Here is a 21,966-nt window from a genome sequence, read left to right as displayed (position 1 = left end):
TAAAGGAGGGTCCATATGAGCAGCTACATCGACTGGAACCGATTTCTTGCGGGCTATCAGAAGTGCCGGGGCGGCAGCTTTTTCAGCTGCGGCCGGGAGCGGCTGAACCAGTGCGACAGCCAGCTGGTGCTGCCCGACGGGGAGGAGCCGCCCCTGCTGATCCTCCTCCAGCGGTGCGCCGAGGGGCGCAGCAGCTGGAACAGCCTGATCGCCCGGACCACCATCCCCCTGGACGGCAGCTACTCCCTGCACATCCGCCGGAAGGACCTGACCGGGGCGGGCTTTCAGACCCTGATGAGTCTGGCGGGAGAGCGCCGGGACTATGGCGACCCCGCCGCCCTGAAGGGCCGGGTGGTGACCACGGACGACCGGGCCTTCACCAAGCTGGTGCTGGGGGATCGGGAGCTGCGAAACGCCCTGACCGCCCGCCCCGGCGACTCCCTGCGGGTCGCCCCCGGCCCCCTGGACGACGGGGCGCACACCGTGGAGGTGTGCTGCGAGAATTTTGACGGCACCCTCACCCAGCGCTCCCCCTGGCTCACCGACCACATCGCCGCCCTCACCGACGACTGCTTTTTGAAGGACGACGGGGAGAAGTCCGCCCTGCAAAAGGCCGCCCAGGAGGACTTCGACCGGCAGATGGACGGCTTTTTGGCGTTTTTGAGGGCGGCGAGGGACGCGGTGAAGAGATGGCCGGTGAAAAAATAAAGATGGCCCAGATTAAAGCCTTCCCCTGGGGCCGATTCCCCTTGTCAAGGGGAAATGTCCCGAAGGGACAAAAGGGATAGGGCAGGTGCCCCAGTGGGCGCACTGGGGCGGATGAGGGGAGCGCCGAAGGAATTGGAGCTGTTGCGTGGGAATCCTCCAGTCATCGCCTTACGGCGATGCCAGCCCCCTTTAACAAGGGGGCCTATTGGTGCGGAACATCAGCCTCCCTTGTTAAAGGGAGGTGGCACGGCGAAGCCGTGACGGAAGGATTCCGTTCCCTCGTCCCCAAGCCTTGACCGCTCAATATTCGCCACCCTCCCCCTCATCCGTCACGGGCTTGCGCCCGCGCCACCTTCCCCCAGGGGAAGGCTAACTCCTACATCCTATCTCATCACTCCTAACTCAAAGAAGGTGAATCCTATGCCCCCTAAAATTTTAGTCATCTGCGGGCCTACGGCCTCGGGGAAGACGGCCCTGGCGGTGGAGCTGGCCCTGCGGCACCATGGCGAGGTGGTGTCGGCGGACTCCATGCAGATCTATCGCCGCATGGACATCGGCACCGCCAAGCCCACCCGGGAAGAGATGCGGGGCGTGCCCCACCACATGCTGGACGTGGCCGACCCGGAGGAGGACTTCTCCGTGGCCCGGTATGTAGACATGGCTGCCAAATGCGTGGACGACATCCTGTCCCGGGGAAAGCTGCCCATTCTGGCCGGGGGCACGGGGCTTTATATCGACTCGCTGCTCTCGGGCCGGACCTTTGCGCCCTTTCAGCCGGACAGCCCCCTGCGGGGGCAGCTGGAGGAGCAGCTGCGCCGGGAGGGCGGGGCCGCCATGCTCGCCCGCCTGGCCCAGGTGGACCCGGACAGCGCCGCCCGCCTCCACCCCAACGACGAAAAGCGCATCGTCCGGGCGTTGGAGGTATATCAGTCCACAGGCAAGACCATCACCCAGCACAATCTGGAGACCCAGGCCATCCCGCCCCGGTATGACGCCCTGACTCTGGCCCTGGCCTTTGAGCGGCGGGAGGACATGTGGAGCCGCATTGACCGCCGGGTGGACCAGATGATGGACCAGGGGCTGGTGGCGGAGGTGCAGGGCCTTTTAGACTCCGGCGTGCCCGCCAAGTGTACCGCCATGCAGGCCATCGGCTATAAGGAGATGGCCGCCGCCCTGCTGTCCGGCGGGGACGTCCGGGCGGCCGCCGAAGAGATCCAGCTCCGCTCCCGCCAGTATGCCAAGCGGCAGCTCACCTGGTTTAAGCGGAACAAGGCCGCCCGGTGGCTGCTGTGGGGCCGGGAGCCGGATTTTGCGGCTGCCCTCCAGACTTCGACAGAATATATGGAAGAATTTGGTTTAGTATAAAAGCACTCAGGGACTTTCCCAAGCACCCCCGGCGTCGCCCGAGGGTTTGGGACGGGCCCCAAAAGAAAAAGGAGTGCTACTTATGCAGAAAACCAACAACCTTCAGGAAATTTTTCTCACCCAGCTGCGCCGGGAGCGCCGCCCCGTCACCATGTTTTTGATGAACGGCTTTCAGATGCGGGGCTATGTCACCGGCTTCGACGCCTTTTCCGTGGTGCTGACCAGCGACGGAAAGCAGATGTTCGTCTATAAGCACGCCATTTCAACCATTACGCCGGAGCGCCCCGTCCCCCTGACGGAGCAGAACTCCGGGGAGTAACGCCTCCCCGCCGGGGCGGCGGCAGAAAAGAGGACCCCATGAAGCAAGGAAAATCTGTCATCACCTTTGCCATGGCCGCCATCGCCGTGGCCCTGGTCATCTATTTCGGCTTTTATGTGGCCAAGGTGTTCAGCGAGCCGTATACCACCGCCCTGGCCTATACCTATACCTCCAACGACAGCGCCGAGGCCGTGGGTATTCTGGTCCGGCAGGAGACCGTCCTCCCCGCCCAGACGGGCATCGTGGACGTGACAAGGTCAGAGGGGGAGAAGGTGGGCGTGGGCCAGAGCGTGGCCCAGGTCTATCGGGACAGCCAGGCCCAGACCAACCAGGCCGACTTAGAGGCCCTGGCCGACCAGATCCAGCTGCTGGAATACTCCTCTGACGGCGGGGGCGTGGACTCCGCCGCCAAGCTGGACGAGAATATCTTGCAGGCCGTCACCGCCCTCCACGCCGCCTCCGGCGTGGGGGACTATAACCAGCTGGAGGACCAGGTGCGCACCCTGAAGAGCACCGTGCTCAAGCGGGGCTATGTCTATGGCAACGGCCTGGGGTCCGAGGAGTTGACCCAAAAGCTCAACGACCTGAAAAGCCAGTACGCCGCCCTGAAGCAGCAGACCTCCTCCTCCACCTCCTCTGTCCGGGCCCCCCAGTCCGGGGTGTTCTCCACCCTGGTGGACGGGTATGAGACGGCGGTGACCCCCCAGACCGTGTTCCAGCTGACCCCCTCCTCCCTGTCCGCCCTGCTGGCCGGGCAGGGGAAGGAGTCCGGCGGCGGGGTGGGCAAGCTCATCACCGCCACCCGGTGGTATTTCGCCGCTGCCCTGCCTGTCTCTGTGGCAGAGCGGCTGAAGGAGGGGAGCACGGCCACCCTGCGCTTTTCCGGCGACTTTGACCAGGACATCGACATGCGGGTGGACCAGATCGGCGAGGCCGAGGGGGACAAGAGCGTGGTGGTCTTCTCCACGGACCGCTATCTGTCCCAGACCACCCTGCTGCGCCAGCAGACGGCGGAGCTGATCTTCAACAGCTGGTCCGGCCTGCGCATCCCCAAGCAGGCCCTGCGCATGGAGAAGAGCACCTATACCGACAAGGAGACGGGCCAGGAGGTGCAGAACAACCGCCTGGGCGTGTACGCCCTGCTGGGCGGACGGGCGGAGTTTAAGACCGTAGAGGTGGTCACCGAGGGGGACGACTATTACGTGGTCCGCTCCACCACCGACGAGAGCGACGCCCTCCGCGCCGGAGACGAGGTCATCGTCCGGGCGACGGAGCTGTATGACGGGCAGCTGTTGGAGTATTAAAGAGTGATGAGTTAGGAAGGATGAGTTAGGAGTTGAGGACGGATTGCCACGTCGGCCCGTTGGGCCTCCTCGCAATGACAGGAACGGAAAGCCATCGTATCTTGTCATTGCGAGGAGCGAAGCGACGCGGCAATCCGCACCCCCGTCCTAAAAAACTCATCCCTCCTAACTCCTAACTAAAAACAAAGACCGAATAAAGACAGAAAAGGTGATCAAAATGGATGTTTCTCAACATGTTCAGTCGGTAATGGAGCGCATTCGCCAGGCGGCACTGGCCGCCGGGCGGGAGCCGGGGGAGATCACCCTGTGCGCGGCGACGAAGGTTCAGACCGACGAGACCATCCGGGCCGCCATTGCCGCCGGGGTGCGGGTGTGCGGCGAGAACCGGGTGCAGGAGCTGGTGGCCCACCTGGCCGCCGACGCCTATGCCGGGGCGGAGCAGGTCCACTTCATCGGCCACCTTCAGACCAATAAAGTGAAGCAGGTGGTGGGCCACGTGGACCTCATCCAGTCGGTGGGCTCTGCCCATCTGCTCCAGGCCATCCAGAACCAGGCGGACAAGCAGGGCCTGGTCCAGGATATCCTGCTGGAGGTGAACATCGGCCAGGAGGAGAGCAAAGGGGGCTGTATGCCCCAGGAGGTGGAGGCCTTGGCCCGTCAGGCCATGGACATGAGCGCCGTCCGCCTGCGGGGTCTGATGGCCATCCCCCCTGTCTCCGCCCAGCCCGGGGCCAACAAGCCATATTTTGCGGCAATGCGTCAGCTTTTTGTTGACATCAGGGAAAAAATGTCGGATAATGAGAATGATATCGTTTGTCTGTCTATGGGCATGAGCGGAGACTTTGAGGACGCCATCGCCGAGGGCGCCACCATGGTAAGGGTGGGGTCCGCCCTGTTCGGCCCCCGGCCCCCCATGAAGTCTCATCTGCCCTCCTGAGTTCGGCTGTGATCTGACCTTTTCAGGATAATCGGAGAGAAAAGAGGAGTACCATGGGATTATTGGATGAATTCAAGCGCCTTGCCCATCCCTACGAGGATGAGGAGGAGGACGACTATGACGAGTATGACGCCCCCGCCCCCCGGGCGGAGCGCCAGGACCGGTCTGACCGCGCTGACCGCAGCGACCGGGCGGACCGCGCCGCCGAGCGGGCCGAGCGCCGGGAGCGCACCGGGTCGCTGTACAGCTCCACCGCCCTGATGGACGAGGAGCGCCGCAGCAACAAGGTGGTGAACATCCGGGCGGCCACCCAGCTTCAGGTGGTGCTGGTGAAGCCGGAGAAGTTTGAGGACGCCTCCTCCATCGCCGACCACCTGCGGGAGAAGCGCACGGTGGTGCTGAATCTGGAGTCCACCAACAAGGAGATCGCCCGCCGTCTGCTGGACTTTTTGTCCGGCGTGGCCTATGCCAACGAGGGCAAGATCAAAAAGGTGGCCATCTCCACCTATATCATCACCCCCTATAACGTGGACATTCTGGGGGATCTCATCGACGAGCTGGAGAATAACGGGATGTATTTCTGATCCCGCGCCCCCGGGCCGGTCAGGCAGGGGGCGGTTTTTTAGGAGGTAATGGACTATGCTGACCCCTCAGGAGGTCTCTGAGCGCGCCTTTCAAAAGGCGTCCTTCGGCGGCTATAACATGGGACAGGTGGACGAGTTCCTGGATGTGCTCACCGGGGACTATTCCGCCCTGTACAGCGAAAACGCCGTTTTAAAGAGCAAGATGAAGGTGCTGGTGGACAAGGTGGAGGAGTATCGTTCCACCGAGGAGGCCATGCGCAAGGCCCTGATGACCGCCCAGCGCATGGCGGACACCATGGTGAAAGAGGCCGAGCAGAAAAAGGCCGAGATGCTCCAGCAGGCTGAGGGCGAGGCCCGGCAGCGCAAGCAGGCTTTAGAACAGGAGCTCCAGGCCGAGGAGTATCGCCTGGCCCAGGCCAAGGAGCACACCGCCCAGTTCGTCGCCCAGGTGAAGGCCCTTCAGGCCGCCCAGGCCCAGTATCTGGACCAGCTCTCCCAGCTCTCCCCCGCCGCCCCCGTCCAGAGCCAGGAGGACCGGGTGGAGGAGGCCGCCGAGGAGATCGACGACAACGTTCAGCGCCTGCTGGCCCAGGCCATGCAGGAGGCCACCGCCGCCAACCAGGCCCAGCAGGCCCAGGAGACCGAGCAGGACCAGTCCCAGCCCGAGGCCGACCTGTCCGACACCGCCGAGTTCTCCCCCGTCTCCGCCCAGCCCCAGCCTGAGGAGCAGGCCCAGGAGGAGGACGTGCCCCCCGCCCGCCGGGATGGCCGCATCGATTTCGGTTCCCTGCAATTTGGCCGGGATTATGAGATCAAGTAAAATTTTAGGCATAAAAAACAGCCCTGAGAGGGCTGTTTTTTTATGCCTGTTTTGTTTATCGCAGATAGTTCAGGGGGTTCACGGCGGAGCCGCGGACGCGGACCTCGAAATGGCAGTGGGTGCCGGTGGAGCGGCCTGTGCTACCCGCCCGGGCGATGGTCTGGCCCTTGGACACCTTCTGTCCGGCGGACACCAGCAGAGAGGAGTTGTGGCCGTAATAGGTCTGGGTGCCGTTGTCGTGGGTGATGACCACCAGATTGCCATAGCTGCCCTTGTATCCGGCGAAGGTGACGGTGCCGCCGTCGGCGGCCCGGACGCTGGCACCATAGCTGGCGGAGATGTCGATGCCGGAGTGATAGCTGTACCGGCCAAAGATATACCGCCCGCCGAAGTAGGAGGTGATCCGCCCGGAGATGGGCCAGGAGAAGGAGCCGGTGGAGGCCGTTTTGGGCTTCTCTTTCGTGCCCACGGCCTTGATGGTGGTGGTGGGCTCCCGCACGGTGACGTTGGACAGGATATCCCGCTGCTGCTCCTGGCCGTTGACATAGGTCACGTCGGCCTCGATGCGGGCCTCGCCCTTCACGCCCTGGGTGACGATCTTCGAGGTGCCCTTGTACATGGAGCTGTCCTCCCGGGTCTCCACGGGGCACTCGATGTCCTGGCTGTACACCTGGTGCTCGGTGGTCTTCACCGACAGCACCGGGGTCTGGGCCTTCACGTTCAGCACGTCGCCGATCATCAGGCGGTTGATGTCCACGCTGGGGTTCAGGGCCTTTAAATCGCTCACCGACATGTCGTTGGCATAGGCGATGCCGTTGAAGGTGTCCCCCTTCACCACGGTGTAGGTGCCCGAGCCGCTTCCATTGGACTGGAGGGCCGCCTGCATCTCCTCGGTGGTCAGCACGTTGTCCGCGGCGTAGACATATTGGATGGACACGTCCTGCATGAACTCCACGGAGGTGGTGTTCTCGTTCACATACTGGTTTTTCAGCTGGTCCAGCATGTCCCGCAGGGCGGTCTCGTCCTTCACCACGCCCACGGTCTGGCCGTCTACCACCACCTGGCACTTGCGCAGGGTGACGCTGACGTCGTTGAGCTGGCTGTAAAAGTAGTCCTCGATCTGGTTCTGGCTGCTCAGGTCGGTCTTCAGGGTGAGGGCGAACTGATAGCCGATGTCCCCCTGGACCTGATAGTCATAGCCCAGGAGGGAGGAGCCCTGGGCCTCTACGTCGGCGATGGCCTGGTCCACCACCTCCCGGTCAGAGACCACGCCCACCTGCTCCCCGTCCACGGTGACGGCATAGCTGGGTGCATAGAGGGTGGTGAGGGTCAGGGCCACGCCCAGGGCGGCGGAGACCACCAAAAAGGAGGCCGGGCCGACAGCCTGCTGAATGGCCAGGGTGCCGTGGGTCCGGTGGGCCGCCCGGCGCAGATGGATGCGGGCCCAGTCCCGGGCCAGCCGCCGCCGCTGTCCCGCCCGGCGGCCCCGCTGCTGGCGGGCCTCCGGGTCATTCCAGGCCGCCGCCCGCTCTTTCAGACGGGCCCACAGGCCAGTCTGCTGGTTGTTTGAATGTTGTTCCATGTTCCGCCTCGTTCATCGTGTATGGCTCCGCTGTGGGGAGACCGGACGGGCCGCTGGGGACAGCGGCCCCTACGCGTTCAATGTACAGGCCCCGCCCCTGGGCGAGGTCTTAAAAAAGAGTTACAATTCGGTAACAACCGTAATATACACGGTTTTTCCCCGCCCGTCAACCCCGCCCCCGGGCCGGAGAGGGCCTTTTTCAGGAAAAATTTGAAAACGAATTGAAAACCTTTTGTGAACGAGGGGGTATTTTGCTGAAAACCGTCAGATGGCCAGCACCCAGAAAGTAAAGGCGGCGGTCATGGCCACCACCCCCAGGCTGGCCAGCACGTCCATGGCCAGGGCGCACCGGCGCAGGCGGCTGCTCCGGCGGCGGGGCCGGGAAATGGGCACGGGGACGGGTAAGACCCGCGGCTCCGCCGGGGCCTGGGTGGGGACGGACCAGCAGTCGGCCAGACTGCGGCGGTATTCCCCCAGGTCCACCACCTTGTCCCGGGCGCACATCATATAGGTTCTGGAAGCCTGTATCGTCTGCATCTGCCGTTCCTCCCTTATCCCCCATGCCGGGGCCGTTTGATGGGGATAGAATACCCAAAGCCCTGTCCCAAAAACCGGACAACAGCGAATTTTGTCGAAACATTTGTTCTGGATTGAGAATACAACATCTGTTCGAGCTTGTCAAGATGGTTTTAGAACAAAGATTCGAGTTTTGGGTGTAAAAAGCCTTTCCCCAGGGGAAAGCTAAAATTCGTTGTTCTCCTATACAAAACACGAAAACCATGGTAAAATCAAAACAGAAGCATCCGCCATGCAGGGAAAGGAGGGGCCATGGCCTGGTATACGACGGAGGAGACCTTATATTTCTATGAGACCCGCCGGGGACTGGAGCCTGCGGAGACGGAGCAGGACGCCCATTTGACCCTGACTTTGTCCACCCAGGAGGAGTATGACAGAGAGACGGGGCAGGTGGAACAGACGCAGGTCCAGGTGGACTATGCCTGGAGCGCTGGGCGGCCCCACTGGCGGGGAGACGACGCGATCACGGTGACCTGGGACCCGGGTCAGGACACCTATGCCGGGTCCTTCGTCAGTGAGCACCGGGCCGACGGGGCGCAGTATTACCGGACCGAGCGAGCGGGAAGGCTGAACCAGGGCAGCGCGGAGTGGTCGGTGCCCCTAAACAAGGCCGGTCTCTTTGCCAAGGAACTGGAGGGTACGGCCCGGTTTGTCCTGCTGCCCAAAACGCCCCGGGTCCACAGCCAGACGGGACAGACGGTCTATGCCCATTATCAGCATTCGGTAAGCGGCGTCCCCCTGCTGGTCGGAGCTGTGGTGGTGCTGGGCATCGCGGTCTGGTGGGGGCGGAAACACATTAGGAAGAGCAAAGCGTGAAGACCGGCCCCGAGGGGGGCCGGTTTTTCTGTGGAGAGGACGGATTGCCACGTCGGGCTGTGCCCTCCTCGCAATGACAGAGAATTGGTCTCTGCGTAAAGACGGAAGACTTCCTATTCTTGTCATTGCGAGGAGCGTGAGCGACGTGGCAATCCGCTCTTTTCCCTGCAAATACCTTGCTTTTTTTCGTGGACGCCCCGTCTTTTTTACGGGAAAGGCGTTGCGTTTTTTCGGAATTAGGGGTATAATATCCCGTCTAAAATTTAATCGTAAGTTATCATGCGCAATTTTAAGAATTCGAGGTGCCAATATCGTGCGTAACGAAAAGCTGAGAAACGTAGCGATCATCGCCCACGTAGACCACGGCAAGACCACTCTGGTGGACGAAATGCTGAAGCAGTCCGGCGTGTACCGGGAAAACCAGACCGTGGTGGACCGCGTCATGGACTCCAACGACCTGGAGCGTGAGCGGGGCATCACCATTCTGGCCAAGAATACCGCCGTGCAGTACGGCGACGTGAAGATCAACATCGTGGACACTCCGGGCCACGCCGACTTCGGCGGCGAGGTGGAGCGCATCCTGAAGATGGTCAACGGCGTTATCCTGCTGGTGGACGCCGCCGAGGGCCCCATGCCCCAGACCCGCTTCGTCCTGTCCAAGGCCCTGGAGCTGGGCCACCGGGTCATCGTGGTGGTGAACAAGATCGACCGCCCCGACCAGCGCATCCACGAGGTCATGGACGAGGTGCTGGAGCTGCTGCTGGACCTGAACGCCACCGACGAGCAGTTCGAGTCCCCCACCCTGTTCTGCTCCGGCCGCCAGGGCACCGCCTCCTACTCCCCCGACGTGCCCGGCACTGACCTGAAGCCCCTGTTCGAGACCATCATCAACTATATCCCCGCCCCCGAGGCCGACGTGGACCAGCCCTTCCAGATGCTGGTCTCCTCCATCGACTACAGCGAGTTTGTGGGCCGCATCGCCATTGGCCGCATCGAGCGGGGTACCATCAAACAGAACCAGGAGATCGCCGTGTGCAACTATCACGACCCCGACTCCCCCGCCAAGAAGGCCAAGGCCACCGCGCTGTATGAGTTCGACGGCCTGGCCAAGGTCCCCGTGCAGGAGGCCACCGCCGGCAACATCATCGCCATGAGCGGCATCGGCGACGTGACCATCGGCGACACCATCTGCGCCCCCGAGGCCGTGGAGCCCATCGAGTTTGTGAAGATCTCCGCCCCCACCATCGAGATGACCTTCTCCGTGAACGACTCCCCCTTCGCCGGGCGGGAGGGCAAGTTCGTCACCAGCCGCCAGCTGCGGGACCGCCTGTTCCGGGAGACCCTGAAGGACGTGTCCCTGCGGGTGACCGAGGTGGAGGACTCCACCGACTCCTTTAATGTGGCCGGGCGGGGCGAGATGTCCCTGTCCATCCTGATGGAGACCATGCGCCGCGAGGGCTATGAGTTCCAGGTCTCTCCCCCCCGTGTGCTGTTCCAGGAGATCGACGGCGTGAAGTGCGAGCCTGTGGAGCGCCTGGTGGCCGACGTGCCCAACGACTGCGTGGGCGCGGTGATGGAGAAGCTGGGCGCCCGCAAGGGCGAGTTCCTGTCCATGAACCCCGTGGGCAGCCGCACCAAGCTGGAGTTCCTGGTCCCCTCCCGGGGCCTGTTCGGCTATCGCAACGAGTTTTTGACCGACACCAAGGGCGAGGGCATCATGGCCTCTGTCTTTGAGAAGTACGCCCCCATGAAGGGCGAGATCCAGCGCCGGTCCACCGGCTCTCTGGTGGCCTTTGAGACGGGCGAGGCCGTGACCTATGGCCTGTTCAACGCCCAGGAGCGTGGCGTCCTGTTCATCGGCGCGGGCACCCCCGTGTACGCCGGTATGATCGTGGGTGAGTGCCCCAAGCAGGAGGACATCTCCGTCAACGTGTGCAAGAAGAAGCAGCTGACCAACATGCGGGCCTCCGGCTCTGATGACGCCCTGCGCCTGGTCACCCCCAAGACCCTGTCCCTGGAGCAGTGCCTGGAGTTCCTGGCCGATGACGAGCTGCTGGAGTGTACCCCCGAGAACCTGCGCCTGCGCAAGCGCCTGCTGGACCACAGCGCCCGTATGCGCGAGGCATCCAAGAAGAAGAACGGCTAAGCTCTGTCATTGCGAGGAGCGCAGCGACGTGGCAATCCGCGACCCCCGTCCCCTTTCCTATATAGAAAGGGCGGCGGGGGTCTTTTTTTGCAAGCAAAACCCGGGCCAAACCCAGGCCAGTCCTCCCCCGGTAAAACGCTGAAAATTCTGCCCCAAAACGTGTCTGAAACCGGGGGGAGACGGGGCGGAGACAGCACAAAATTTCAGCGGGTTTTCACGGCGAGAAACGGGAAAGGGGGCAATGAAAAAAATAAGAGAATCGAACTTAAAAAAGTAAAGACGCAAGGCGTAAAAAGACAACAAAATCCATTTACGAAATGGCTGGAATGCGGTACAATATGCCCATAAAGCGAATCCCGACTACATCGTAAAAATAACTAAGGAGGCTGTCAAACATGACCGATATCGAAATCGCCCAGGCGTCCAAGATGCTCCCCATTGAGGAGGTTGCCGCCAAGGTGGGCATCAAGCCCGAGCAGCTGGAGAACTATGGCCACTACAAGGCCAAGGTCGACATCCACGCCCTGAAGGACCTGCCCCGCAAGTCCAAGCTGGTGCTGGTGACCGCCATCAGCCCCACCCCCGCTGGCGAGGGCAAGACCACCACTTCCGTGGGTCTGGCCGACGCTCTGAACAAGATGGGCAAGAAGACCATCGTCTGCCTGCGTGAGCCCTCCCTGGGCCCCGTGTTCGGCGTGAAGGGCGGCGCTGCCGGCGGCGGCTACGCTCAGGTCGTCCCCATGGAGGACATCAACCTGCACTTCACCGGCGATTTCAACGCCATCGGCATCGCCAACAACCTGATGTCCGCCCTGATCGACAACCACATCCAGCAGGGCAACGCTCTGGACATCGACGTGCGCAACATCCCCTGGAAGCGCGTTGTTGATATGAACGACCGTCAGCTGCGTCACATCGTGTGCGGCCTGGGCGGCAAGGCCTCCGGCGTGCCCCGTGAGGACGGCTTCGACATCGTCGTGGCTTCTGAGATCATGGCTGTTCTGTGCCTGGCCACCGACCTGGCCGACATGAAGGCCCGCCTGGCCAAGATGGTCGTGGCTTACAGCCGTTCCGGCCAGCCCATCACCGCTCACGACCTGAAGGCCGAGGGCGCCATGGCTGCCGTTCTGAAGGACGCCATCAAGCCCAACATGGTCCAGACTCTGGAGCACACCCCCGCTTTCATCCACGGCGGCCCCTTCGCCAACATTGCCCACGGCTGCAACTCCATCCAGGCCACCGAGACCGCTATGAAGCTGGCCGACTACACCGTCACCGAGGCTGGCTTCGCTGCCGACCTGGGCGCTGAGAAGTTCCTGGACATCAAGTGCCGCGCTGGCGGGTTCCACCCCGACGCCGTGGTCATCGTTGCCACCGTCCGCGCCCTGAAGTATCACGGCGGCGTGCCCAAGACCGAGCTGAACCACGAGAACCTGGAGGCTCTGGAGAAGGGTCTGCCCAACCTGCTGCAGCACGTTGACAACGTGAAGAACGTCTATGGCCTGCCCTGCGTGGTCGCCATCAACGCCTTCCCCACCGACACCAAGGCCGAGCTGGACCTGGTCGAGGCCAAGTGCAAGGAGCAGGGCGTGAACGTCCGTCTGTCCGAGGTCTGGGCCAAGGGCGGCGAGGGCGGCATGGCTCTGGCCGAGGAGGTCGTCCGTCTGGCTGAGGACAAGACCAACGATCACTTCCAGTTCGTCTATGACCTGGAGGACTCCATCGAGGAGAAGCTGAACAAGATCGCCACCAAGGTCTATCGCGCTGACGGCGTGGTGCTGGCCGGCGACGCCAAGAAGCAGGCTAAGCAGCTGGCTGAGCTGGGCTTTGCCAACCTGCCCATCTGCATGGCCAAGACTCAGTTCTCCTTCTCTGACGATCAGACCAAGCTGGGCGCTCCCCGCGGCTTCAAGATCACCGTCCGCGAGATCAAGGTCAACGCCGGCGCTGGCTTCCTGGTTGCCAAGACCGGCAACATCATGACCATGCCCGGCCTGCCCAAGGTGCCCGCTGCCGAGCGCATCGACATCGACGCCGACGGCAAGATCACCGGCCTGTTCTAATCTAGGACCCATATAAGAGTTCCCCCTCTTTCTGTATCGACCCAAGCAAAAAAGAGGAAGAGCCGCATGGCCCTTCGGCCATGCGGCTCTTCTTCTGAATACAAAATATAAAAAGAGGGTTTATTCCGGCATGGGAATGTCCTTGGATTCGAAATAGGTCTTCAGCTCCACCGAGGTCTGGGAGTCGCCGTATCGCTTGATGGCGGACAGCAGCTCGTCCAGCTCCCGGGTGCCGCGGACGGCGAAGCGCAGCAGCGCGTTGAACACGCCGATGACGTGGTAATGGCTGATGATGCCGGGGTCGTTCCGGCAGAACTCGCAGAAGCTGTTGTACTTCTCCGGCTCCAGAGCCACCAGAATGAATCCGGTCATTCCGCTGTCCAGACGGGCACGGTCAATGTCGATGCGAAAATCGCGGATCACGCCCTTCTCTTCCATGCGGCGCACCCGCTCGGAAACGGCGGGAGCGGTCAGGCCCACCTGGTCGCCGATGCACTTGAGCGTCGCCCGGCAGTCGGCCTGCAAAATGTTTAAAATCTGATAATCTGTCCGGTCCATACCGGTCACTCCCTTATCTAAAGTTTGCTCGGCCGCCAAAACAGGGCCGGGCTGTTGCCGCGCCTGCGCTGTCAACCGGTTTTTTCAATTTATAGTTGTATTTTATCGAAAAGATGCTATAATTGAAAATACTTGTATTATATAATAGAAATACAAAAAAGGTATGACGGTATGAATTTCAAGCAGTTGGAATACTTCGTCGCCGTGGCAGAGGCCAAAAGCATCTCCAAGGCGGCGCGCAAGCTACACGTGGCGCAGCCCCCCATCAGCCGGCAGATCGCCATGCTGGAGGACGAGCTGAAGGTGTGTCTGTTCCTGCGCACCAACAAGGGCGTGGAGCTGACCGAGGCGGGACGGAGCCTGTATCAGCAGAGCCAGCACATGTTCCAGAACTTCCGCATGATGGTGGACAGCGTAAGGGACGTGGATGCCGGCGTGCGGGGATTGTTGAAGGTGGGTGTTGTCTACTCCAACACCCCGGTGGTGCTGAATTATCTGAAGGCCTATCACAAGGAATATCCCCAGGTAGAGCTTTATATCCGGGTGGGGGCCCCGGGCGACCTGCTGGACGACCTGAACAAGGGCAACCTGCACGTCCTCTTTCTCCGCACCCCCACCGAGGGCAGCTCGGACTTCCACGAGAAGATTTTGGGCGAGGACCCGCTGGAGCTGGTCATGTGCCCGGAGCTGGACCCGGCCCCGGACCAGGACAGCATCCCCATCGAGCTGTTGAAGGATGTGCCCATGTGTCTGCTGCGCAGCGACGATCTGTGGGGCTACAGCAGCCACCTGATCAACGAGTGCCAGCGCAAGGGCTTTACCCCCTACACGGTGTGTCAGTGCTATGACACGCCCATGACCATGCAGCTGGTCCAGGCGGGCTTTGGCATCAGCTATCTGCCCCGGTCCATCGTAGAGACCCATCCGGGCTCTAACATCTACTCCAAGCCCCTGGTCGGGCTGCCCGCGAAATCTTATCCCACGCTGCTGTGGAGCAGCAACATCTATTACGCAAACTGCGTGAAACGGTTTATCTCCATGTTCGGTTATCCCACCTAAAAGCCGGGATGCTGCCGGATATGGTTGAGAAATATCCAATCCAATTGTTATTATGAATTATGGAGGAATTTATCATGGCTAGACTGGTAGAGTGTATCCCTAACTTCAGCTGCAGCAAGGAGAAGGACGAGGCTACTTATAACGCCCTCGTTGAGGCCGCCAAGAGCGTGCCCGGCTGCACCCTGTTCGACGCCCAGACCGACGGCAACCACAACCGCTGCGTGTTCACCCTGATCGGCTCCCCCGAGGCCATCGAGGAGGTCGCCTTCCAGCTGACCAAGGTCGCCACCGAGCGCATCGACATGAACCACCACAAGGGCGAGCACAAGCGCATGGGTGCCACCGACGTGATCCCCCTGGTCCCCCAGTCCAAGGACGTGACCGTTGAGGAGTGCGTGGAGATGTCCAAGCGTCTGGGCCAGCGCATCTGGGACGAGCTGAAGGTCCCCTCCTTCCTGTATGAGGATTCCGCTACCCGTCCCGAGCGCCGCAACCTGGCTACCTGCCGCAAGGGCGAGTTCGAGGGTATGCCCGAGAAGCTGCTGCAGCCTGAGTGGGCTCCCGACTTTGGCGAGCGCAAGATCCACCCCACTGCCGGTATCGTGGCCATCGGCGCCCGTATGCCCCTGGTCGCCTTCAACGTGAACCTGGCCACCTCCGACGTGGAGATCGCCAAGAAGATCGCCAAGGTCATCCGTGGTTCCTCCGGCGGCTTCCGCAGCTGCAAGGCCATGGGCTTCATGATGGAGGACCGCGGCATCGCCCAGGTCTCCATGAACATGGTCAACTATGAGGACACCCCCCTGTACGTCACCTATGAGATGGTCAAGGCTCTGGCTGAGCGCTACGGCACCTATGTCGTGGACTGCGAGATCGTTGGCCTGACCCCCGCCAAGGCTCTGGTCGACTGCGCCGAGTTCTATCTGAAGGCCCGCGACTTCGACTGCCACAAGCAGGTCATGGAGTATCACCTGCTGGACATGCAGGGCTGAGCCTGAACGGGATAAATAAAGGAGAATATGAACATGAAGAAGTTAGCCGAACTGACCACCACCGAGTTTGTTGACCTGCTGGCCTCTGACGCTCCCGCCCCCGGCGGCGGCTCTGCCGCTGCCCTGGAGGGTGCTCTGGGCGCCGCTCTGTCCGCCATGGTGTGCGGTCTGACCACCGTTGGCAAGAGCAAGGAGAAGTACGCCGACTATCAGGAGTTCGTCATCGAGAGCCAGAAGAAGCTGACCGAGCTGAAGGTCGCCTTCGTGGACGTGATGGACCGGGACACCGAGGCGTTCAACGTCGTCAGCGCCGCTTTCGGTATGCCCAAGGCCACCGACGAGGAGAAGGCCGCCCGCTCCGCCGCCATCCAGAAGGGCCTGGAGGGCTGCACCGCCACTCCCTTTGAGATGATGGAGCTGTGCTGCAAGGCTCTGGAGATGACCCACGAGCTGCTGGGCAAGACCAACGACAGCGCCGCCAGCGACCTGGGCGTGGCCGCCCTGTCCCTGCGCGCCGGTATCCAGGGCGCCTGGCTGAACGTGCTCATCAACATCGGCAGCCTGAAGAACAAGGACCTGGCCGCCGACTATAAGAAGAAGGGCGAGGAGATGCTGGCCAAGGCTCTGCCTCTGGCTGACAAGATCTACGAGAACGTCCTGGCTCAGATGTAATTTTTTCCACAACGGGTCAGCCGGGCTTTGCCCGGCTGACCTTGTTGCGCCTAAAAACCAAAGACTGATTGACATAGACCGATTGACAGAGTAGACTTAAGCGCGTCAAGTGCCGCCGGATGGGAGGTCGCCGGCGGACGAAGGGAGCGTCCCGCGTCGCTAAAGCCGCATCCGCTGCCATGGAGGACCCAGCTCCTTTCATGGCAACACGCCGTGAAAGGAGCATTCTGCTTTTTATGAGTTCCAAAGAAAAAACCATGTTTCTGTGCCGTCTGGCCCTGCTGACTGCGGCCTATTTCGTGCTGAGCATCACCCTGACCGTAAAGACCCCCTATCTGGAGATCACCTTCAAGTCCCTGCCCGTGGTGGTGGGTGCCCTGATGTTCGGCCCGGTGGGCGGCGGTCTGGTGGCCCTGTTCGGCGAGCTGCTTGCCCAGATGATGGGCCCCTATGGCCTGATGCCCACCACCGTGCTGTGGCTGCTGCCTCCCCTGACCCGGGGCCTGCTGCTGGGCGCAGTGGCCGCCGCCCTCTCCAAGCGGGGCAGCCATCTGGAGAAGCGGCCTTTGATGTGCTATGGGGTCTGTCTGGGGGCGTCCATCGTCACCAGCTGCGTGACCACCGTATGCCTGTGGCTGGACAGCCTGATCTATCACTACTATAACTTCGCCCTGATCTTTGGCAGTGCCCTGGTCCGTTTCGGCAAAGAGATCGTGGTCACTGCGGTGGTCACCTCCCTGGCCATCCCCATGGTGCGGCTGCTGCGGCGCATGGGTCGGGTAAGTCAGCCCGCCTGATGCCGGCCGGGGCGCAGAAGGAAAGGAAGTATCTTTATGGAATGGAAGCTGTTGACCCAAGCCGATCAGGTGACCACCACCTGGTCCGGCGGAACCACCACCCAGCTGGCCATCGCGCCCGAGGGTGCGGTGTATGCCGACCGGGATTTCCTGTGGCGGCTGAGCTCCGCCAAGGTGGAGCTGGAGCACTCTGACTTCACTCCCCTGCCCGACTATAACCGCCTGATCTCTGTGCTCCACGGGGAGCTGGATATGAAGATCGGCGACGGGGCGCGCTTCGGCCTGGAGCCCTTCACCCTGCGCTCCTTCGACGGCGGCGTGCCCGTGGAGTCCTGGGGCAAGTGCACCGACTATAACCTGATGGTCCGCAAGGACAAGTGCCAGGGCATCGCCCAGTCCATCGCCCTGACAGGCGGGGCCACCTGCCGCTGGACCGCCCCCCTGGCCGCCCCCCAGGAGGGGACCCAGTGTACCCTGGCCCTCTACTGCGTCCAGGGCGGCGTGAGCCTGCCCCAGGCCGGCGTCCAGGCCCAGGAGGGCCAGCTGCTGCTGTGCCGCCAGGCCGACGAGGGCGCCGTGGAGCTGAAAGCCCACGGGGACGCCGTGGTCATGGCTGCAGCGATCTATACGCGGTAAAGTTTTGATTTTCGCCTTCCCCCCAGAGTGGGGAAGGCGAATGAACTGACAGAGAACACACTAGGAGGAACGCACATGGCCATATTGATGCCCGGGGGCCCGGTGGGCAAGGCGCTGAGTGAAAAGACCGCCCAGAATGCGGCCCGGCTGAGAGAGCTGGGCGTGACGGCCACCCTGGAGGTCATCCGGGTGGGCCAGCGGCCGGAGGATATGGCCTATGAGCGGGCGGCCATGAAGCGGGCCCAGGCCGTGGGCGTTCAGGTGCGCCAGACCCTGCTGCCCGCCGACGCCCGGCCCGAGGAGCTGGTGGCGGCCTTAGAGCGGGTGAACCGGGACGACTCCGTCCACGGCTGCCTGCTGTTCCGGCCCCTGCCCGAGCAGCTCTCCGCCCCCGGCCTCACCGAGACCCTGTGCCCGGAGAAGGACGTGGACGGCATGACCGCCGCGGGCCTGGGCGGGCTGATGACGGTGGAACGGGGCGGCTTTGCCCCCTGCACCGCCGCCGCCTGCATGGAGATGCTCCGCCACTACCGCATCCCCCTGCGGGGGAAGAACGTCACCGTGGTGGGCACCGGGCGCACCGTGGGTATGCCCCTGGTGCTGCTGCTCATCCAGGAGGACGCCACCGTGTCCGCCTGCCACCTTCAGACCCCGCCGGAGCGGCGGATGGAGCTGTGCCGCACGGCGGACATCATCATCTCTGCCGCCGGGTCTGCCGGGGTCATTGACCGGGCGCACCTGGGCCGGGGACAGACCATTGTGGACATCGGCCTGAGCCCCGGGCCGGACGGGGAGCTGCTGGGGGACGTGGACTTTGACGCCGCCGAGCCCCTGGCCGCCGCTCTCACCCCCAAGAAGGGCGGCGTGGGCGCCGTGACCACGGCGGTGCTCATGGCGCACACCGTGGAGGCGGCCATGCGCAAGTGCGGGCTGGAAGAATAATTCGAACACTTTGAGAGGAGGTGCGGTGGATGACGGGACAGGAAGCGGTGGAACGGATCCACCAGGAGGCTTGGATCGGACGGGAGCCGGGACTGAGCCGGATCACAAAGCTGCTGAGTATGGTGGGCGACCCCCATAAGGCGCTGAAATTTGTCCACATCACCGGGACCAACGGAAAGGGCTCCACGGCGGCCATGACCGCCTCGATCCTGGCGGCTGCCGGGCTGCGGGTGGGGCTTTATACTTCGCCCCACCTGTGGCGCTTTCACGAGCGCTTTCAGGTGAGCGGCCAGCCCATCCCCGACGAGGCCCTGGGCCGCATCGGCGAGCGGGTCATCCTGGCCGGGCGGCAGATGGACGACCCCGCCACCGAGTTTGAGCTGATGACCGCCCTGGGGATGCTCTATTTCCAGGAGGCCAAGTGCGACCTGGTGGTGCTGGAGGTGGGCCTGGGCGGACGGCTGGACTCCACCAACGTCATCCCCGCGCCGGAGGTGGCGGTGATCACCAACATCGGCCTGGAGCATGTGGAGCAGTTGGGTGACACCCACGCCAAGATCGCCGGAGAGAAGGCGGGCATCATCAAGCCCGGCTGCGACACCGTGCTGTATCACCAGCGCCGGGACGTGGAAGAGGTCGTCACCGATGCCTGCCGCCACGCGGGCAGCCCCATGACCGTCACCGACCCGGACAGCCTGAAGGTCCTGTCCACCGGGCGGGACGGACAGAACTTTATGTACCGGGGGGAGGGCCCCTATCACATCAATCTGCTGGGCCACTATCAGCTCAGCAACGCCCTCACCGCCCTGGACATCGCCGCCGTGCTCCGCCGCCGGGGCTGGCCCATTTCCCAGGAAGCGGTGCTGGAGGGCATGAAAAAGGCCGTGTGGCCCGCCCGCATGGAGCTGGCCCGCCGGGACCCGGACGTGATCCTGGACGGCGGCCACAACCCCCAGTGCATGGGGGCCATCCGCCAGGCCCTGGAGGAGCTGTACCCCGGCAAGAAGATCTATTTCCTGGTGGGCGTGCTGGAGGATAAGGACTATCACTCCATGGTGGGGCAGCTGCTGCCCCTGGCCAAGGCGTTCATCACCATCACCCCGGACAGCCAACGGGCCCTCCAGGCCCAGGCGCTGGCCGACTACCTCCGCGGCGAGGGGGCCGAGGCCCACTCCTGCGAGACGGTGCAGCAGGGCATGGAGAAGGCCCTGTCCATGGCCGGACCGGAGGACGTGGTGTGCGTGTGCGGCTCCCTGTACATGATCGGCGAGGCCCGCCACGTGCTGGGCCTGTGCTGACGGACTGAAAACAAGAAGAGAAGAGAGACAAAGGACCCGCCGGAAACGGCGGGTCCTTTGTCATAAAATGTTTACACAAAATGCAATTGCAATCTCGCTCCGGCGTGATATGATAAAGGGGACATGGTCCCGGGGCGCCGGGGCGAAGGAGGCACGACTTATGTTTCAGTCTATCGGATTTTTAGGCACCGGCCAGATGGGCGGGGCCCTGGCCCAGGCGGCGGTGAAGGGGGCCGGGGGAGCGGCGGTGCTGCTTGCTAACCGCACCCCGGCCAAGGCCCAGGCCCTGGCCGACCAGCTGGGCTGTCAGGCCACGGACAACCAGACGGTGGCCGCCCGGTGTGAACTTATTTTCCTGGGGGTAAAGCCCCAGATGATGGCGGGATTGCTGGAGTCCATCGCGCCGACGTTGGCGGCGCGGAAGGACCGGTTCGTCCTGGCCTCGATGGCGGCGGGCCTCACCGCCCGGCGCATCCAGGAGCTGGCGGGGGGGAATTACCCCGTCATCCGCCTGATGCCCAACACTCCTGTGGCGGTGGGGGCCGGGGTCATCCAGTTCTGCGGCCGGGATACCAGGGAAGAGGAGCTGGAGGACTTTCAGACCCTGCTGGCCCCGGCGGGTCTGGTGGACCAGGTGGACGAGGGGCTGATCGACGCGGCCTGCGCCGTCTCCGGCTGCGGCCCCGCCTTCTGCGCCCTGCTGGCCGAGGCCCTGGCCGACGGCGCGGTGGCCTGCGGGCTGCCCCGGGCCAAGGCCCAGCGCTATGCCGCCCAGACCATGGAGGGCACGGCCAGGCTGATGCGCCAGACCGGCCAGCACCCCGGCGTGATGAAGGACGCGGTGTGCTCCCCCGGGGGCAGCACCATCCAGGGCGTGCGGGTGCTGGAGGAGAAGGGCTTTCGGGCCGCCGCCATGGACGCGGTGATCGCCGCCTTTGAAAAGACCCAGGCCCTGGGCAAGTAACGGTAAGGGAGACAGACATATGCGTATCGTGGTAAAAGTGGGCACCTCTACCCTGGCGCACGCCACCGGGCGGCTGAACATCCGCCATGTGGAGCAGCTGGTGAAGGTGCTGTCCGATCTGAAAAACGCGGGGCACGAGATGATCCTGGTGTCCTCCGGCGCCATCGGCATGGGGGTGGGCAAGCTGAATCTGCCCGGACGCCCCGGCGACATGCCCACCAAACAGGCCGCCGCCGCCGTGGGCCAGTGCGAGCTGATGTATACCTATGACAAGCTGTTCTCCGAGTATAACCACACGGTGGCCCAGATCCTGCTCACCGGGGAGGACGTGGACCACGCGGACCGGCGGCGGAACTTTGAAAACACCATGTCCCGCCTGCTGGAGCTGGGGGCCCTGCCCATCATCAACGAGAACGACACCATCGCCACCGAGGAGATCAAGGTGGGCGACAACGACACCCTGGGCGCCATTGTGGCCTGCTCGGCCAAGGCCGACCTGCTGGTGCTGCTCAGCGACATCGAGGGGCTGTATACCGCCGACCCCCGCCGGGACCCCAACGCCCGGCTCATCCCCGTGGTGGAGGAGGTCACCCCCGACATCCTGGCCCTGGCCGGGGAGAAGGGCAGCGACCTGGCCACCGGCGGCATGGCCACGAAACTCAGGGCCGCCCAGATGGCCACCGCCCAGGGCTGCGACATGGTCATCACCAACGGCGAGCACCCGGAGGTGCTGTATGACATCGCCGAGGGCAAGGCCGTGGGCACAAGATTCGTGGCGAAGAAGTGAAGAAAAAAGCCTTCCCCTGGGGCCGATTCCCCTTATCAAGG

General features: G+C 63.1%; 22 protein-coding genes and 1 riboswitch. Of the genes, 19 read left to right on the top strand and 3 right to left on the bottom strand.

The window, feature by feature from the left end; genetic code table 11:
- Positions 1-15 precede the first annotated feature (15 nt).
- The 7 genes from ACSAMP_RS10905 (at position 16) to ACSAMP_RS10875 (ending at position 6,037) form a co-directional block, all read left to right on the top strand.
- A complete protein-coding gene (locus tag ACSAMP_RS10905; protein WP_457800462.1) occupies positions 16-708 on the top strand; it encodes a hypothetical protein in 693 nt (230 codons plus the stop codon).
- Positions 709-1,128: 420 nt separating this feature from the next.
- Positions 1,129-2,073 carry a tRNA (adenosine(37)-N6)-dimethylallyltransferase MiaA gene (gene miaA / locus ACSAMP_RS10900; RefSeq protein ID WP_457800461.1) on the top strand — a complete coding sequence of 315 codons (945 nt, stop codon included), beginning with the start codon at positions 1,129-1,131 and terminating at the stop codon, positions 2,071-2,073.
- A gap of 82 nt (positions 2,074-2,155) precedes the next feature.
- Positions 2,156-2,392, top strand: coding sequence for an RNA chaperone Hfq (hfq, locus tag ACSAMP_RS10895; RefSeq protein ID WP_441796890.1), 237 nt, complete (start codon positions 2,156-2,158; stop codon positions 2,390-2,392).
- A 38-nt stretch (positions 2,393-2,430) separates the two neighbouring features.
- A complete protein-coding gene (locus tag ACSAMP_RS10890) occupies positions 2,431-3,696 on the top strand; it encodes a biotin/lipoyl attachment domain-containing protein (protein WP_457800460.1) in 1,266 nt (421 codons plus the stop codon).
- A 217-nt stretch (positions 3,697-3,913) separates the two neighbouring features.
- Positions 3,914-4,633 carry a YggS family pyridoxal phosphate-dependent enzyme gene (locus ACSAMP_RS10885; RefSeq protein WP_457800459.1) on the top strand — a complete coding sequence of 240 codons (720 nt, stop codon included), beginning with the start codon at positions 3,914-3,916 and terminating at the stop codon, positions 4,631-4,633.
- A gap of 53 nt (positions 4,634-4,686) precedes the next feature.
- Complete coding sequence (locus ACSAMP_RS10880; RefSeq protein ID WP_457800458.1) at positions 4,687-5,217, top strand: cell division protein SepF; 531 nt, start codon at positions 4,687-4,689, stop codon at positions 5,215-5,217.
- Positions 5,218-5,272: 55 nt separating this feature from the next.
- On the top strand, positions 5,273-6,037 hold the full coding sequence (locus tag ACSAMP_RS10875) for a DivIVA domain-containing protein (protein WP_457800457.1): 765 nt from the start codon (positions 5,273-5,275) through the stop codon (positions 6,035-6,037).
- Between the two features lie 55 nt (positions 6,038-6,092).
- On the opposite strand, the gene ACSAMP_RS10870 is transcribed toward ACSAMP_RS10875, so the two are convergent.
- Together ACSAMP_RS10870 and ACSAMP_RS10865 are read right to left on the bottom strand one after the other, a co-directional pair.
- The gene (locus ACSAMP_RS10870) at positions 6,093-7,619 is read right to left on the bottom strand and encodes a peptidoglycan DD-metalloendopeptidase family protein (protein WP_457800456.1); all 1,527 of its coding nucleotides are present in this window, start codon (positions 7,617-7,619) and stop codon (positions 6,093-6,095) included.
- A 264-nt stretch (positions 7,620-7,883) separates the two neighbouring features.
- The gene (locus ACSAMP_RS10865; RefSeq protein ID WP_441796896.1) at positions 7,884-8,156 is read right to left on the bottom strand and encodes a hypothetical protein; all 273 of its coding nucleotides are present in this window, start codon (positions 8,154-8,156) and stop codon (positions 7,884-7,886) included.
- Between the two features lie 291 nt (positions 8,157-8,447).
- On the opposite strand from ACSAMP_RS10865, the gene ACSAMP_RS10860 reads away from it, so the two are divergent.
- The 3 genes from ACSAMP_RS10860 to ACSAMP_RS10850 all read left to right on the top strand — a co-directional run bounded on the left by ACSAMP_RS10860 (position 8,448) and on the right by ACSAMP_RS10850 (position 13,220).
- Complete coding sequence (locus ACSAMP_RS10860; RefSeq protein ID WP_457800455.1) at positions 8,448-9,011, top strand: hypothetical protein; 564 nt, start codon at positions 8,448-8,450, stop codon at positions 9,009-9,011.
- A gap of 313 nt (positions 9,012-9,324) precedes the next feature.
- A complete protein-coding gene (gene typA / locus ACSAMP_RS10855; protein ID WP_441796898.1) occupies positions 9,325-11,157 on the top strand; it encodes a translational GTPase TypA in 1,833 nt (610 codons plus the stop codon).
- Positions 11,158-11,552: 395 nt separating this feature from the next.
- Entirely contained in the window at positions 11,553-13,220 is a 1,668-nt protein-coding gene (locus ACSAMP_RS10850) for a formate--tetrahydrofolate ligase (protein WP_457800454.1), read from the top strand.
- Between the two features lie 120 nt (positions 13,221-13,340).
- On the opposite strand, the gene ACSAMP_RS10845 is transcribed toward ACSAMP_RS10850, so the two are convergent.
- Entirely contained in the window at positions 13,341-13,778 is a 438-nt protein-coding gene (locus ACSAMP_RS10845) for an Lrp/AsnC family transcriptional regulator (RefSeq protein ID WP_147563454.1), read from the bottom strand.
- Between the two features lie 171 nt (positions 13,779-13,949).
- Here ACSAMP_RS10845 and ACSAMP_RS10840 point away from each other — a divergent pair, with 171 nt between their 5' ends.
- From ACSAMP_RS10840 to proB, 9 genes are all read left to right on the top strand, one after another.
- Positions 13,950-14,837 carry a LysR family transcriptional regulator gene (locus tag ACSAMP_RS10840; RefSeq protein ID WP_441796900.1) on the top strand — a complete coding sequence of 296 codons (888 nt, stop codon included), beginning with the start codon at positions 13,950-13,952 and terminating at the stop codon, positions 14,835-14,837.
- A gap of 74 nt (positions 14,838-14,911) precedes the next feature.
- Positions 14,912-15,829 carry a glutamate formimidoyltransferase gene (gene ftcD / locus ACSAMP_RS10835; RefSeq protein ID WP_457800453.1) on the top strand — a complete coding sequence of 306 codons (918 nt, stop codon included), beginning with the start codon at positions 14,912-14,914 and terminating at the stop codon, positions 15,827-15,829.
- Positions 15,830-15,862: 33 nt separating this feature from the next.
- Entirely contained in the window at positions 15,863-16,501 is a 639-nt protein-coding gene (locus ACSAMP_RS10830; protein WP_441796901.1) for a cyclodeaminase/cyclohydrolase family protein, read from the top strand.
- Between the two features lie 84 nt (positions 16,502-16,585).
- A riboswitch (THF riboswitch) is annotated at positions 16,586-16,680 on the top strand.
- A gap of 57 nt (positions 16,681-16,737) precedes the next feature.
- Positions 16,738-17,298, top strand: a complete 561-nt coding sequence (locus ACSAMP_RS10825; RefSeq protein WP_457800452.1) for a folate family ECF transporter S component — start codon at positions 16,738-16,740, stop codon at positions 17,296-17,298.
- A gap of 36 nt (positions 17,299-17,334) precedes the next feature.
- Positions 17,335-17,934, top strand: a complete 600-nt coding sequence (locus ACSAMP_RS10820) for a HutD family protein (protein WP_457800451.1) — start codon at positions 17,335-17,337, stop codon at positions 17,932-17,934.
- Positions 17,935-18,009: 75 nt separating this feature from the next.
- Positions 18,010-18,876 carry a bifunctional 5,10-methylenetetrahydrofolate dehydrogenase/5,10-methenyltetrahydrofolate cyclohydrolase gene (locus ACSAMP_RS10815; RefSeq protein ID WP_457800450.1) on the top strand — a complete coding sequence of 289 codons (867 nt, stop codon included), beginning with the start codon at positions 18,010-18,012 and terminating at the stop codon, positions 18,874-18,876.
- Between the two features lie 29 nt (positions 18,877-18,905).
- A complete protein-coding gene (locus ACSAMP_RS10810) occupies positions 18,906-20,174 on the top strand; it encodes a bifunctional folylpolyglutamate synthase/dihydrofolate synthase (protein WP_457800449.1) in 1,269 nt (422 codons plus the stop codon).
- A 160-nt stretch (positions 20,175-20,334) separates the two neighbouring features.
- Positions 20,335-21,138, top strand: coding sequence for a pyrroline-5-carboxylate reductase (gene proC, locus ACSAMP_RS10805; protein ID WP_441796906.1), 804 nt, complete (start codon positions 20,335-20,337; stop codon positions 21,136-21,138).
- Between the two features lie 19 nt (positions 21,139-21,157).
- Positions 21,158-21,925, top strand: a complete 768-nt coding sequence (proB, locus tag ACSAMP_RS10800) for a glutamate 5-kinase (RefSeq protein ID WP_457800448.1) — start codon at positions 21,158-21,160, stop codon at positions 21,923-21,925.
- Positions 21,926-21,966 lie beyond the last annotated feature (41 nt).

The organism is Flintibacter sp. SJQ-8 (genome assembly GCF_054108085.1).
Note: the sequence above shows the minus strand (reverse complement) of the source record. Positions and strands in the feature narration are given on the sequence as shown.

What these genes read in the sequence shown, in the direction of transcription:
- hfq (WP_441796890.1), top strand. Translation starts at nt 2,156, where the DNA reads ATGCAGAAAACCAACAACCTTCAGGAAATTTTTCTCACCCAGCTGCGC.
- ACSAMP_RS10865 (WP_441796896.1), bottom strand. Translation starts at nt 8,156, where the DNA reads ATGCAGACGATACAGGCTTCCAGAACCTATATGATGTGCGCCCGGGAC.
- ACSAMP_RS10885 (WP_457800459.1), top strand. Translation starts at nt 3,914, where the DNA reads ATGGATGTTTCTCAACATGTTCAGTCGGTAATGGAGCGCATTCGCCAG.
- ACSAMP_RS10870 (WP_457800456.1), bottom strand. Translation starts at nt 7,619, where the DNA reads ATGGAACAACATTCAAACAACCAGCAGACTGGCCTGTGGGCCCGTCTG.
- ACSAMP_RS10875 (WP_457800457.1), top strand. Translation starts at nt 5,273, where the DNA reads ATGCTGACCCCTCAGGAGGTCTCTGAGCGCGCCTTTCAAAAGGCGTCC.
- proB (WP_457800448.1), top strand. Translation starts at nt 21,158, where the DNA reads ATGCGTATCGTGGTAAAAGTGGGCACCTCTACCCTGGCGCACGCCACC.
- ACSAMP_RS10820 (WP_457800451.1), top strand. Translation starts at nt 17,335, where the DNA reads ATGGAATGGAAGCTGTTGACCCAAGCCGATCAGGTGACCACCACCTGG.
- ACSAMP_RS10815 (WP_457800450.1), top strand. Translation starts at nt 18,010, where the DNA reads ATGGCCATATTGATGCCCGGGGGCCCGGTGGGCAAGGCGCTGAGTGAA.
- proC (WP_441796906.1), top strand. Translation starts at nt 20,335, where the DNA reads ATGTTTCAGTCTATCGGATTTTTAGGCACCGGCCAGATGGGCGGGGCC.
- ACSAMP_RS10840 (WP_441796900.1), top strand. Translation starts at nt 13,950, where the DNA reads ATGAATTTCAAGCAGTTGGAATACTTCGTCGCCGTGGCAGAGGCCAAA.
- ACSAMP_RS10905 (WP_457800462.1), top strand. Translation starts at nt 16, where the DNA reads ATGAGCAGCTACATCGACTGGAACCGATTTCTTGCGGGCTATCAGAAG.
- ACSAMP_RS10825 (WP_457800452.1), top strand. Translation starts at nt 16,738, where the DNA reads ATGAGTTCCAAAGAAAAAACCATGTTTCTGTGCCGTCTGGCCCTGCTG.
- ftcD (WP_457800453.1), top strand. Translation starts at nt 14,912, where the DNA reads ATGGCTAGACTGGTAGAGTGTATCCCTAACTTCAGCTGCAGCAAGGAG.
- ACSAMP_RS10850 (WP_457800454.1), top strand. Translation starts at nt 11,553, where the DNA reads ATGACCGATATCGAAATCGCCCAGGCGTCCAAGATGCTCCCCATTGAG.
- ACSAMP_RS10830 (WP_441796901.1), top strand. Translation starts at nt 15,863, where the DNA reads ATGAAGAAGTTAGCCGAACTGACCACCACCGAGTTTGTTGACCTGCTG.
- miaA (WP_457800461.1), top strand. Translation starts at nt 1,129, where the DNA reads ATGCCCCCTAAAATTTTAGTCATCTGCGGGCCTACGGCCTCGGGGAAG.
- ACSAMP_RS10810 (WP_457800449.1), top strand. Translation starts at nt 18,906, where the DNA reads ATGACGGGACAGGAAGCGGTGGAACGGATCCACCAGGAGGCTTGGATC.
- ACSAMP_RS10845 (WP_147563454.1), bottom strand. Translation starts at nt 13,778, where the DNA reads ATGGACCGGACAGATTATCAGATTTTAAACATTTTGCAGGCCGACTGC.
- ACSAMP_RS10880 (WP_457800458.1), top strand. Translation starts at nt 4,687, where the DNA reads ATGGGATTATTGGATGAATTCAAGCGCCTTGCCCATCCCTACGAGGAT.
- ACSAMP_RS10890 (WP_457800460.1), top strand. Translation starts at nt 2,431, where the DNA reads ATGAAGCAAGGAAAATCTGTCATCACCTTTGCCATGGCCGCCATCGCC.
- ACSAMP_RS10860 (WP_457800455.1), top strand. Translation starts at nt 8,448, where the DNA reads ATGGCCTGGTATACGACGGAGGAGACCTTATATTTCTATGAGACCCGC.